Source organism: Hydrotalea sp. GW822-HT8A01, assembly GCF_058798575.1.
In genome coordinates, this window is record NZ_CM179506.1 from 575416 (window position 1) to 588560 (window position 13145).

Annotated in this window: 10 protein-coding genes; 1 reads left to right on the top strand and 9 read right to left on the bottom strand. The window is 37.8% G+C overall.

What is annotated here, in order from left to right; all coding sequences use genetic code 11:
- Positions 1–56: 56 nt before the first annotated feature.
- From porL to AC3QLY_RS02550, 5 genes are all read right to left on the bottom strand, one after another.
- On the bottom strand, positions 57–824 hold the full coding sequence (gene porL / locus AC3QLY_RS02530) for a type IX secretion system motor protein PorL/GldL (protein WP_074418198.1): 768 nt from the start codon (positions 822–824) through the stop codon (positions 57–59).
- A 124-nt stretch (positions 825–948) separates the two neighbouring features.
- Entirely contained in the window at positions 949–2241 is a 1293-nt protein-coding gene (gene porK / locus AC3QLY_RS02535; RefSeq protein ID WP_074418197.1) for a T9SS ring complex lipoprotein PorK/GldK, read from the bottom strand.
- A gap of 170 nt (positions 2242–2411) precedes the next feature.
- Positions 2412–4457 (bottom strand): thioredoxin domain-containing protein, encoded by a 2046-nt coding sequence (locus AC3QLY_RS02540; RefSeq protein ID WP_288095625.1) that lies wholly within the window; start codon positions 4455–4457, stop codon positions 2412–2414.
- 113 nt (positions 4458–4570) lie between these two features.
- Positions 4571–5374, bottom strand: coding sequence for a uroporphyrinogen-III synthase (locus AC3QLY_RS02545; protein WP_074421087.1), 804 nt, complete (start codon positions 5372–5374; stop codon positions 4571–4573).
- A 32-nt stretch (positions 5375–5406) separates the two neighbouring features.
- A complete protein-coding gene (locus AC3QLY_RS02550) occupies positions 5407–6456 on the bottom strand; it encodes a DUF4271 domain-containing protein (protein WP_492990497.1) in 1050 nt (349 codons plus the stop codon).
- Between the two features lie 136 nt (positions 6457–6592).
- On the opposite strand from AC3QLY_RS02550, the gene hemW reads away from it, so the two are divergent.
- Entirely contained in the window at positions 6593–7732 is a 1140-nt protein-coding gene (gene hemW / locus AC3QLY_RS02555) for a radical SAM family heme chaperone HemW (protein WP_492990499.1), read from the top strand.
- 8 nt (positions 7733–7740) lie between these two features.
- On the opposite strand, the gene AC3QLY_RS02560 is transcribed toward hemW, so the two are convergent.
- The 4 genes from AC3QLY_RS02560 to AC3QLY_RS02575 form a co-directional block, all read right to left on the bottom strand.
- Positions 7741–8751, bottom strand: a complete 1011-nt coding sequence (locus AC3QLY_RS02560) for an NAD(P)H-dependent glycerol-3-phosphate dehydrogenase (protein WP_074421089.1) — start codon at positions 8749–8751, stop codon at positions 7741–7743.
- Between the two features lie 115 nt (positions 8752–8866).
- Complete coding sequence (locus tag AC3QLY_RS02565; RefSeq protein WP_074420491.1) at positions 8867–10225, bottom strand: efflux RND transporter periplasmic adaptor subunit; 1359 nt, start codon at positions 10223–10225, stop codon at positions 8867–8869.
- 60 nt (positions 10226–10285) lie between these two features.
- Positions 10286–11749: a TolC family protein gene (locus AC3QLY_RS02570; RefSeq protein WP_074420490.1), complete on the bottom strand. Its 1464-nt coding sequence runs from the start codon at positions 11747–11749 to the stop codon at positions 10286–10288.
- A gap of 205 nt (positions 11750–11954) precedes the next feature.
- The gene (locus AC3QLY_RS02575; protein WP_218331304.1) at positions 11955–13142 is read right to left on the bottom strand and encodes a trans-sulfuration enzyme family protein; all 1188 of its coding nucleotides are present in this window, start codon (positions 13140–13142) and stop codon (positions 11955–11957) included.
- Positions 13143–13145 lie beyond the last annotated feature (3 nt).

Genomic DNA, 13145 nt, shown 5'->3' on the forward strand with positions numbered 1-13145 from the left:
TGCAGTTTATATAAATTTTATATGAATAGGGTTGCAATCAATCAGCATTGTATGAATTATGGTCTGCCCTGCATGGCAGTTAACATATTACCATATACCTGATTTAACTTACCTAAGTTATTGGCCAGTATGGCAATTTGCTCTTTTGCCTTCATTGCATCACCGGCAGAATTGTTCATGGCTTCAGAAGTTTGCGCTAGTTTACCATAGAATTGATTCAACACTTTTAAATGGTTATTGCTTTCCTGCAATTCCAACTCATATATTGTATTTAAAGAAGTAAGATTTTTGGTCAGCAACTGCACCTGAGTATGAAATTGTTTGGTATTTTCTGCCGCTGCATTAAAAGAAGATAATGAAGCAGTGGTTTGACTAACGGCACCGGTAATAGTACCCAAAGCACCTGCAGCTTCTTTTGCTTTTGCGCTAAAATCGCCGGTAGATTTTACTACATCGCCAATTTCGCCCATTTTTTCAACAGTAGATCCCAATTTCTGAAAACCTGCACTCAGTTTACTCAGGTTAGCGGGTGTGATATCAGCTTCCAATAACATTTTTTCCATGGTTTGTAAAGCCGGGTTTCCGGCAGGAACTTTTGCTCCGGGAATATGCACTTCATGATCATCCATATAAGGAAATATTACATAAAGTATACCATATCCTAAAAAGATTAATGCCTCTGTAGTTAAACCTACTTTCAACATTACATCTGCAATTGGAGTGTGTAAAATTTTCTGCAATGCACCGAAGATAACTACTGCTGCACCAACAGAAACACCAACATCGAACCATTTACTTACCTGAGGAGGAATTTTTGCTGCCATAATTAGGAGAATTTAAATTTTTACTGGGTTTGGGTTAATAGAATACTACCTGCGATTGCATCGCCTGTTGTATCCGTAAAGTTTATTAAAGTTTTAATCAATGAAATGTGCTGATTTTAGGGTTCTATTTTTTCATTCTTGGAGCTAAGTCAATTACACACCTGAATCCTATATAAGATTTTGCACTATCCTGGTATTCGAATGTGCGGGTACTGGTTTGCAGGAAATAACCTACATCTTTCCAGCTTCCACCTCTTACTACTTTTCTGCGCATTAATGGAGGATCAGAATCTTTAGCTTCATAGCGTACATCCGGACTCATATCAGACATAAAATTATAGGCACTTTCGTTGAAATAGGAATTGGTCCATTCAGCAACATTTCCTGCCATATTGTATAAACCGTAATCATTGGGCCAGTATGCATCTACCCGAACTGTATAGAAACCACCATCTTCAGCATAATTACCACGGCCGGGTTTAAAGTTGGCCAACAGACATCCTTTTTTGTTGCGGATATAATAGTTCCCCCAGGGGTACATTGAATTGGTTCTGCCACCGCGGGCTGCATATTCCCATTCTGCTTCGCTTGGTAATCGGTAATCGCTTTCAACAGCCATCTTTTTTCTTTCCAAAGCAGCATTTTGTATATGGGTGCGCCAGTGGCAAAATGCAACGGCCTGTTTCCAGTTAACACCTACTACAGGGTAGTTACCAAAAGCAGGATGTGCAAAATATCTTTTAGTCATCGGTTCATTGTAGGAATAGGAAAAATCACGCATCCATACCAGGGTGTCCGGATAAATGGGAACCTGATAACGCACAATAAATTTACTGCGTGGCTGCCCGGCATTTTCTCTTTTGGCGGCTTCAAATAAATTAAAAGTTTCTACCTGATACAACAATTTGTTGGGGTCAATATCCGGCTTGCCATATAATCTGTTATCCGGCGCAAGAATGAGCTTGTTGCCTAATTTTTCCAGATTTGAGGCATCATATTTAATGGTACGCGCTTTGTTCCAGTCAATGGCTATGGCAGAATCACCACCGGTAGCACCGGCAGATGATTTATAGTAACCCAACTCTTTTGCGGCAAGTGAGTCACGCACCCAATATACAAACTGCCGATAATCATTATTGGTTATCTCTGTAGCATCCATCCAAAAGCCCGGAATAGATACCTGTCTGTTACGGGCGGTATAATTAAAATTAATATCTTCATCACTGGGGCCCATGTGAAAGGTTCCTGGTGGAATGTAAACCATTCCTCTCGGTTTTCCCATACTTTTTCCGGCGCCCGGCGCTACTCCATGTAACTGGCCATCATCCAGCGGATTTTTACTTTTCCCTTTGAAACAGGCAGTAAACCCCACCGATACCAACGACACCAGCAAAATACTATAATGGTACTTCTTCATAATTTCTTGATAGAATATTGACAAATATATAGCAATAAGTAGCACACATGCTACTTTGTAAAATTAGCTTTAATTTAAATTTTAGTTCGAGTAAAGTTCAACGATGCATTTACTTAACGTTCTTTTTACTAACTTTATTTTCCGGGAGGGATAAACAGGGAGAGTGCAAATTAATGGTTTAATTGAAATTCAGAAAAAAAATTTGAAAAATTGGACTGAGGATTTTGGCAGGCATAATTTTCACAAACATGAAACATTGATTTACAGTTAAATTCTTTACCTATTAACAAAGGGAAGCCTTCATTAAATTTTATTGAAGCCTGAAAAATTTTATTGGGATAGTACTTTTTTAAAAAAGGAGCAATATAGTCTGTTGCCTCATTTCCGGTAAAAACCACTTCTTTATTGGGATAAATAAAATGTTGTACTACCAATGCCCAGTAACCAAATGACGTTGGATACTCAACAATAACTTTTTGAAGGCTTGAAATCATTTGCCTGCTTCGCGCTGCCCATTCTGGTTGATGAAAGATGATTGACAGATACCACAAGTTAAAAGCCATTATTGCATTGGCACTGGGTATAGCACCATCATATAGTTCTTTTTTTCTTACAATAATATCTTTTTGATACTGTGGTGTAAAATAAAAATAGAGTTGTTCTTCGTCAGAGTAATCGGCTATTACATGATTACAAAGTGTTTTTGCTTTTTCCAAATAATCAGCATTACCAGTAATTTCCTGCAAAGTAATATAGGCTTGAATTAAAAAAGCCTTATCATCTAAAAATGCGGGTATTCCAGCCTGATTCGACTTCCAGCTATGATACCAAATGCCATTTATATTGAAATTTGTTTCAAGAAATTGCATGTTCTGAATTGCCAAATCCCGATAACTTTCAATGCCCGTGGCAGCGTATGCTTTTCCTAATGCGTTATTCATCAATGCATTCCAACCGAGTAAAATTTTATCATCTAACCCGGGCGCAACTCTTTTTGACCGCTCTTTTCGTAATACAACCTTGCAATTTTCAAGCATGAGGTTGAAAGCATCGGGCTGAATACCTTGTTTTTCTGCAAAAACTTCTGTGGGCTCCTGTATCCATAAAATATTGCTATGCTCCCAATTACCTGCATCTGAAATTCCATAATATGCACAGAAGAGCGGTGCATCATCACCCAAAATTTGTTCTATTTCAGCTTTTTGCCATACATAATATTTGCCTTCTATCCCTTCACTATCTGCATCCAATGCACTGTAAAAGCCGCCATTTTCATGCATTAAATCTCTTTGCAGCCATTCAATGGTTTCAGCTATAGCTACCTGATAGTTGTTTTTTAGGGTGATTTGGAAAGCTTCTGACAATACCTCAACCAAAAGTGCATTATCGTACAACATTTTTTCAAAATGGGGCACCAGCCATTCTGCATCAGTACTATATCGTGCAAAACCACCACCAATCTGATCATAGATGCCACCTTGCAGCATTTTATCAATACTCAATAATGCCTGCTGCAGTGCCTGTTCATTGCCGTTGTGATGATAATCACGTAATAAATTCCGTATCACCATGGTTTGTGGAAATTTAGGCGCTTTCCCAAAACCACCCCATTTGGTATCGGCTAACCGCAATATGTTTTGGGTAATTGTGATACCCATTTCTTTTTGCAATCCATCCATTTGCTGTTGCAGCTCTGATATGCCAAACTGATTGGAAACGTGAATATGTTGCGTTAGGGTTTCGGCCTGTTGCTCCACCTCTGCCCTTCTTTCTGTAAACGTTTTGTGTACAGCCACCAACACTTCATTCCAACTCATTCTGTTATATGCCCGTTCAGGCGGGAAATAGGTTCCGCCAAAAAATGGCTTTGCATCTGGTGTTAAAAAAACATTCAATGGCCAGCCGCCGCTGCCTGTTAAGGTTTGTACGGCATCCATATATATATGGTCTAAATCCGGACGTTCTTCACGGTCTATTTTTATATTAATAAAATATTCGTTCATTAAAGCAGCCGTATATTCATTTTCAAAACTTTCTTTTTCCATTACATGACACCAGTGGCAGGCAGCATAACCAATGCTCACCAAAATGGGCTTATTGTTTTGTTTTGCTGCAGCAAGGGCCGCTTCGCCCCAAGGATACCAGTTTACCGGATTATGCGCATGTTGCAATAAATACGGACTGGTTTCGTGTATTAACCGATTGGCATGTTGCATATTTGTGAATATTACCGGCAAATTACAGAAAAGAAAAAATCCTTCTGCAAACAAAAGGGCTTTTGATATGTGATTTAGGGAAAATTTTTAAATGAATCAACAACGCTTCAATGCTATTTTACCGGTTGATTGGATGCTAAAAAATGTTCAATGGCAGCAGTCATACTGGGAATATGTATATCGGGTGCTTTAATATTTAATGTAAGACCTGCTTCTTCCACTGCTTTGGCCGTATTGCCACCAAAAGCACCAATGAGTGTACCATTTTGATGAAAATCGGGAAAGTTATCGAAAATTGATCGCACCGCACTGGGCGTAAACAAACAAACCATATCAATATCATTGTTTGTAAAAAGGGGTTTGATGTTGTTACTAATACTGCGATACATAAAGCCTAACTGGTATTCACACTTATTGGTTTTTAACCAGTTTACAATCTCATTATCCTGCTGATTTTCACTGCAAACATATAAGAAATTTTCATTTTCTTTATGTTTGTTAATCACAGAAAATAAGCTCTTATTGGTACCATCAGCACCATAAAAAACCTTCCGTTTTCTGTATAAAATAAATTTTTGAAGATAGAGGGCTACTGCCTCGGTAATGCAGAAATACTTGGTATCCTGACTAATAGAAACCTTCATTTCCTCGCATATACGAAAAAAATGATCAATGGCATGGCGGCTGGTAAAAATAATGGCAGTGTAAGCAGCAATATCAATTTTTTGTTTTCGAAATTCTTTGGCAGTAATTCCTTCTAAACATATAAACGGCTCAAAAACAAATTGCACATTATATTTTCTTTCGATGTCGAAATAGGGCGATTTCTCACTTTCCGGTCTTGGCTGGGCAATTAAAATTTTTTTTACCGGTTTACTGCTAACAACGTTCGAATTTTTAGTTGCTTTTTTTACCATGCTGTTGTACTAAGTGAATACAAAATTAAAAACTATTTGTCTAAATATTGGAACATTAGCCTGTACATGCACAATACAGGTATTATTTCTACGGCGCAAATGTACAGGAAAAAATGTAAGCTGCTTATTTTAAGCTCACGCCGAAGAGTAGATAAACTAATGATAAAACGATACAACCATAAAAATGCCAGTAGGAAAAAACTAAACTGTAACGCAAATGAAGCATAGGGTTTAGCCGAAAATGCAATTAGCCAAATAACCGGAATTAAGAAAATGGCTGCCACTTTATTGATTAAAAAAACAATAAAATTGTAACCCGATGCAGCCTGTTTTACGTTAAAAATCCATCCGGCAGCCGAAAGAATTAAAAATTTACCCCCATATATAATAGCCAGCAGAACACTGCTGTACAGCACCAACAACCAGAATGAAAAAATATGAATGGAAAAATATTGTGCAATCAGCGCAATATATAATCCGCCATTCAAAAAAAACAGAATATTATAAAGCAATGATGACAATTGCCCCTGAATTAATTGTTCCCGCATTTGTTTTTGCCGGTAGGTGGTTTGAAAAAAATAAGCAAATAAATTATCAAAATATTTAGGAAACAATTGACGCAATAACCCTAAATAGAATAACACGCCACACAAAACATAAAACAATTCATCTTTGCCACCCGACTCTTTGAACCTGGTTATTTGATAAACAGGTGCTTTCAGAAATGGCAGGGTTGAAACAGGAAGCCATTGGGCGTAAGTGCTGGTATCCAAATTGCTTTTTACAACTACAGGTACTGGCACAACGATATTTAAAGTCGAATCAGTTACATTTTTAATACTGTCGGTTTTAAGCACAACGCTGTCTTTCCTAACCACGGGCCTTATTTTTTTTATCAACGGTTGTACCATTGTACTTTCTAATGCAGGCTGGGTGGTGGTAATTTTTTTTTGCAACTGTGGCAATGTGCTTTTTTCAGCTTGCTGAACCGGCAACTGATGGCCAGAATCAGTCTGTGCCGCAGAAAACCCTGGCATTAGTGCAAAAAAGAAACCCAACAAAGCAATGGCAATCCACTTCATGATGCGCAAAAATAGTGATAAGCCTTACCTGTTAATCAGATTTATGAATTTTTGAGTAGTTATTTTACCGGGCAATGTTGTCTATTACAGTAGTTCATACCTGTAACTTTACATTTTAATTGATACAATATTACCCATGGCAGGCATTTATGTGCATATACCATTTTGTAAACAGGCTTGCAATTATTGCAATTTTCATTTTTCAGTTGCAAAAAAACAGATACCCGAAATGGTACATGCTATTGCACAAGAAGCGGAATTACAAAATCAGTTTTTAAAGCAACAGATAGTTGATACACTCTATTTTGGAGGAGGAACCCCTTCATTGCTAACCATTGAACAGCTTTTGTTTTTGTTGGAAACCATACAACAACAGTATACCCTTGCCGCTGATGCAGAAATTACCTTAGAAGTGAACCCAGATGATTGCACTCCGGAAGCTTTGGTGCAATGGCGCAGTGCAGGCATCAACCGATTAAGCATGGGTGTTCAATCTTTTCGGGATGCTGATTTAGTATGGATGAACCGTTCGCACAATGCAACAGCTGCCGTACAAGCCATTCAACAAGCCTATACTGCCGGGTTTTATAATATTAGTATTGATTTAATATATGGTATACCCGGCTTAACAGAAGAAGCCTGGAAAGAAAACATAAATAAAGCCATAACACTACCTATTCAGCATCTTTCCTGTTATGCATTAACCATTGAACCCAAAACAGCCCTGTATCATTCCATTGAAAACAAATCAAAAGAAAATATTGATGCTGCTGTTCAGGCCAAACAATTTGAATTGTTAATGCAATGGTTACCGGAAGCAGGTTTTGAACAATATGAAGTTTCTAATTTTTCCAAACCAGCCTATGAAAGTAAACACAACAGTAGCTATTGGAAAGGGATACCTTATGTTGGATTGGGCCCATCAGCACATTCGTATAATGGCAAATTGCGGCAATGGAATATTGCAAACAACACATTATATATACAAAGCATTCAAAAAGGAAAGATTCCTGCAGAAACAGAAGTGCTTACACCCGTTCAAAAAAGAAATGAACAAATTATGATTGCCTTACGTACCAGAGAAGGCCTCACTTTGTCAACACTTGATGATAACTGGACTGAAACAAACAAATTACGATTAATACGAGCTGCTCAAAAATGGTTATACCAGGGCTTCATGGAATGGCAGCCACAAAAAGAACAAATTCGTTTAACAAAAAAAGGAATGTTGTTTGCCGATGGTATTGCTGCTGATTTATTTGAAGTAAATGCTTAATTACAGCATTAAATTAAATAGCTTTCAATTTTTTTAAACCCTTCTTCCGGTGATAAATTTTCCCATAAAATGGCATAGATAACTGAAGCAATGGGAATAGATGTTTTAAATTGCCGGTTGATGGTAACCATACACTTTGCAGCATTATAGCCTTCAGCAACCATATTCAATTCCAGCTGAGCCGACTTTACGCTATAACCCTTGCCAATCATATTTCCAAAAGTACGGTTGCGGCTAAACAGTGAATAACAGGTTACCAATAAATCGCCCAAATAAACGGATGCAGCATAGTTAGTGGTATGATTTTTTTTATCGGGTAAATAGTTGGCAGTAACTACCGATAAAAAATGACTCATTTCATGAGAACAGTTGGCAATATATACGCTTAAAAAATTATCGCCATATTCTAATCCATGCGCAATACCGGCACCCAACGCATAAATATTTTTTAATACTGCTGCATATTGCACACCTATAATATCACTATTAACCCCGGTATTGATGTATTCTGTTTTAAAATAATTGGCCAATTGCTGCGTCATTGTTGTATCCATACCGGAAAAGGTAAGATAGGAGAGCTTTTCAGCCGCAACTTCTTCGGCATGGCAGGGGCCTAATAATGTATAATAATCAGATATTGGGAATTGAAATTTTTCTGACAAATACTCATGAAACAAATAATTCCCTTCAGGCAAAATACCTTTGATAGCCGAAATAATTTTTTTTCCCTGCAATGCATGAGCAGGCAAATCAGTGAATGCAGCAGCAACAAATGCAGATGGGATGGCCACTACAATTACTTCGCTTGTATTCACAACTTCATGTATGGAAGCTGACAAATGCAACAATTCCGGATTAAAATAAGCATTGCTTAAATAATGCGGATTGTGTTTGCGTTGCTGCATTACAGCAATGGTTTTTTCATTTCTAATCCACCAATAAATTTTGTTTTGGTTATCGGTTAAAATTTTGGCTAAAGCTGTTGCCCAACTTCCGCTTCCTACAATACCTATTTGCATACTTGTATTTTTTCGATTGAACAAACATACAATACAAAGAGTTGATCCCTGCAATTACAACATAAAAAACCGGCTACAGAACTGCAACCGGATAAAAAAATTGATACAGCAAAACTCAATTTGCTTTCACTTCATACAATTTATCTTTAGGGGTAACCAATACCTTGTCTTTGTCTTTCAATAATTTACTCACGGTTGCATAGGGCCCTGTTACCACTTCATCACCTAATTTTAAACCATTGGTTATTTGAATATAGTTTAAATCCTGAATACCGGTTTTAACGGGTACCATTTTAACGGTACCATCTTTCTGTATTACAAAAACTACTTCCCGGGTATTATCATTTGGGGTATTATTATTAACAGTAGCATCACTATTATTATTAGAAGTTGCCGTTTTTTTATTAGATGTGGAATCGGCATTCATATCGCGGGTAGTCACTGCATTCAATGGTACACTTAACACATTACTGGCAGTTTTGGTTTGTATATCGGCACTGGCACTCATACCGGGCCGGAAGGGGAAACGGCCTTTTACAATTAAATCTTTATAACTATCCTGCAACAAACGAATGTGTACTTTGTAATTGGTAACATCGGTTGAAGTAGTAGTTGAAGATGCATTGGTAACGGGGTTTGCTATTTTATAAACAACCCCTTTAAATTTCCTGTCGTTGTAAGCATCTACCTCCACTAAAGCAGTATCACCAATTTTAATTTTGGGGATATCATTTTCACCTACATCTACTTGTGCAACAATACTGCTTAAATCAGCAATCCGCATCATTTCAGTACCTACATTAAAACTGTTACCGGCCACACGTTCGCCCTTTTTAATACTCATTAAACTGATAACACCACTCATGGGGGCGGTAATAATGGTACGCGATAAATCTTCATTGGCTTTTGCCAACTGTGCCTGTGCATTTTTAATATTGGCTTTATTGGCAATAATATTTTGAAGTGCTGCATTGTAATTGGCTTCAGCAGCGCGATACGCTTGCTGGGCTGTTTCAAATTCCTGTCGGCTGATTACTTTGTCATCTAACAATTTTTTTTGGCGATTAAAATTTGCCTCAGTTTGTTCAACGGTTGCTTTTAAGCCTGCCAGGTTTGCCTGTGAATTGGCCACCTGTGCCTGTGCCTGTGCTACTACCGCAGCCACCTGATCGCGCTGTGTAACATATATGTCGGCATAAATTTTTGCCAATTCCTGGCCTTTCTTTACGGTGTCACCTTCATTTACATTGAGTGCAACCACTTCCCCACTAATATCAGGACTAATTTTCACTTCCACTTCCGGATAAATTTTACCACTGGCATTTACACTTTCAATAATGGTTCTGTTCTCGGCCTTTTCGGCAGAAACCTTAATGCCTTCATCTTTACCAATAATGCCGGCAGCTTTTAATCCCCATAAACCACCGAGTAGTATAACCAATATAATGATGGTCCAAAATAATTTTTTATTCATAATATTTTTTTATTATATGTTGATTGAGATGTTGGATGTCTTGTTGAAATATTTCGTTGCTTATAATTTTAAACCCATGCCTTTATAAAATTCTAATAATTTCATTTTGAAAATATAATCATACTCATTGGCTACCTGTTGCAATTTGGCTTTCAGTAAATTATTTTGATTGGTAATTAAATCAACCGTACCCAACATACCAATTTCATAACGTTTTAATGCAAAATCGTAAGCCTTCTGAGCACTCATTACGCTTTTTTTACCGGCAGTAAATTTTTCGAAAGCAGACTCTGCGTTGCTGTATGCTGTATAAATATTGTTTTTTAAGGTAAAATTTGCCTGTTCATTTTGCAACTGTGTGTTTTTGTAATTGAGCTTGGATTGCTGGTATGCAATTTTGCTTTGCCCATTGTTAAAAACAGGAATACTTAAACTTAAACCCAACCCCTGACCAAAGTTGTTGGTAATTTGATTACTCCATCCCTGCCACAACTGTCCAAAGTTTCTTTTAGACTGAGTAATAGAAATATTTGGACTTTGCACATAATAGGTATTGGTACCAATTTTTACAATAGGCTCTGCACCGGTTATTGGTGAATACCCATTGAAAGTGTACCCATCAATCTGATTAAAAGAATTATAAAAGTTGGTACCTAAACTTAGGCCAAACCCAAGCGTAGGATATAAAGCTGCTTTGGCTACCTGAATATTTTTTTGTGCAGCCTTTAACCGAAAGGCGTTACCCTTTTGTAAAGGCTGATTATTCAAAGCTAAAGCATACACAACTTCGGGTTGTAAATCTGCAAAGGATTCTAATGGTATCGTTGAAACATCTGGTGTATCTACTTCAAAGGGTGCAGCAGCATCCAAATTCAATACTGCTTTCAATTGTAAAACGCTTTGTAAAAAAGTGGTTTTAGCAGCAATGTAATTGCTACTATCATTGGCTAATTGTGCCTCTAGTTCAATTTGGTTCAACTCAGGCAATGCACCTGCATCTACCTGCTTTTTAGTAATATCTAACTGCGTTTGCGTTTGTTGAATTTGTACCTTACTAATATTAATTTGCTCATTGGCACTTAATACCTGTAAATAATAGGTAGCCACATTTAATGCCGCATCGTTCGATGCTTTTTCTACATCGGCCAAAGCCGCCTGTGCACTGAATTGAGCGGCAGAAACATTGCTCTTCAATCGATTCCAATTGTATAAAGTTACATTGCTATTGGCTTGTATATTTTGATACAAAGCCTGTGTATTGGTGTAAATATTGGTGGTTCTGTCAATTGACCGGCCAAATTGCACCCCAACACCCGTTCCTAACGAAACGGTGGGTATTTGAAATAATTTAGCCTGCTGTACCTGCAATGCAGCCAGTCTGGCCTGCACATCAGCCTGTTTTACAGAAATATTGTTTTTCATGGCATATTCTACGCATCGCTGCAAACTCCACTTGTCTTCTTTGTTTTGCGCATTGCTATACAAGAAGAGTAAGGAAAAACTAATCACCAAAAAATATTTCATGCATTATCGTTTGTGTCCATTAAAAAACATTCCCATACCAGTTAGATGCCTGATTCTCTATTTTATATGGATGTTTCGGAAAACTGCATTCCATACCTCCTTCAAATTGTTTAGCCCCCCGTTAACCAAAAACTATCTTCAATCAAACATCTTATTACAAAAATAACAGAATAGTTCAGGCACTCCGAAATTTTAGATAAATGGTTTATTGAGCAGGAGCAACGGCTTTTAGAAAGGCCTGTTGTAAATCGGCCACCAAATAATTGGCTTCTTCTAATCCAATATACAAACGAAGCATTCGGTGATTGGGGTTCATTTTGTTGTATTCATTTTTTGGCATACCGGCGCAACGGGGAATGATTAAACTTTCATAACCACCCCAGCTAACCGCCATTTTAATATGTTGCAGGGCATTACAAAATAATTCTATTGTTTCAAGCGCTACCGGCTTTAAAACAAGGGTACACAAGCCACAGGCGCCTTTCATTTGTTGCTGCGCCAATTCAAACTGCGGAAAACTGCTGTCGAACGGAAAGATAACCGATTCAACCATGGGCTCCTTTTTTAAATAACCAATAACCTGTTTCGTGGTTTGTGTAATATGCGCTAACCGCATGGGCAATGTTCTAAGGCCGCGAATTAACAACCAGGCATTAAAGGGCTGTATACCACTGCCTATATTCATATATTCACTATTAAAAATGCGTTGAATCATTGCGCTGTTACTACTTAAAACACCTGCTACCACATCGCTATGTCCGCTAATGTATTTAGTAGCCGATTGCAGGCTAATATCAATACCCATTGCAATGGGTTGCTGATAAACGGGTGTACAATAACTGTTGTCGATAACGGTAACAATGTTGTGCCGTTTTGCCAATGCTGCAACAGCACGAATGTCCTGCAGTTCATACGTCCAGCTATTGGGCGATTCTAAATAAAACAATGTGGTATTGGGCTGTAGTGCATTTTCCCAATTTACAATAGCTGTTCCATCAATATAGGAATGCGTAACACCAAAACGGGGTAAAATTTCTTCAAACATTTTTCTTGCCCAGGTATACACACCTGCCACACTTACAATATGACTACCTGATTTTACATTGGCCAGCACTGCTGCAAAAATAGCTGCAGCACCACTGTTAAACACCAAACAATCTTCCGCACCATCTAATGCAGCTAGTTTTTGTGTCAGCATTTTAACTGTGGGATTTAACCCACGGCTATAGAGCCAGGTATTGTATTCATCAGCAAAAGCTTCACGCAAATCCGCCACCGTTTTAAAGGAAAAATTAGAAGTTTGCACAATGGGTGGAGCCACCGCCCTGAAGTAGGCCTCATTATCTTCGCCCAGCTCATTTAAAATGTATGATAAAGAATAAGTATCTTCCATAGC

Coding starts and splice junctions, on each gene's coding strand:
- porL (WP_074418198.1), bottom strand. CDS start 824: ATGGCAGCAAAAATTCCTCCTCAGGTAAGTAAATGGTTCGATGTTGGT.
- porK (WP_074418197.1), bottom strand. CDS start 2,241: ATGAAGAAGTACCATTATAGTATTTTGCTGGTGTCGTTGGTATCGGTG.
- AC3QLY_RS02540 (WP_288095625.1), bottom strand. CDS start 4,457: ATGCAACATGCCAATCGGTTAATACACGAAACCAGTCCGTATTTATTG.
- AC3QLY_RS02545 (WP_074421087.1), bottom strand. CDS start 5,374: ATGGTAAAAAAAGCAACTAAAAATTCGAACGTTGTTAGCAGTAAACCG.
- AC3QLY_RS02550 (WP_492990497.1), bottom strand. CDS start 6,456: ATGAAGTGGATTGCCATTGCTTTGTTGGGTTTCTTTTTTGCACTAATG.
- hemW (WP_492990499.1), top strand. CDS start 6,593: ATGGCAGGCATTTATGTGCATATACCATTTTGTAAACAGGCTTGCAAT.
- AC3QLY_RS02560 (WP_074421089.1), bottom strand. CDS start 8,751: ATGCAAATAGGTATTGTAGGAAGCGGAAGTTGGGCAACAGCTTTAGCC.
- AC3QLY_RS02565 (WP_074420491.1), bottom strand. CDS start 10,225: ATGAATAAAAAATTATTTTGGACCATCATTATATTGGTTATACTACTC.
- AC3QLY_RS02570 (WP_074420490.1), bottom strand. CDS start 11,749: ATGAAATATTTTTTGGTGATTAGTTTTTCCTTACTCTTCTTGTATAGC.
- AC3QLY_RS02575 (WP_218331304.1), bottom strand. CDS start 13,142: ATGGAAGATACTTATTCTTTATCATACATTTTAAATGAGCTGGGCGAA.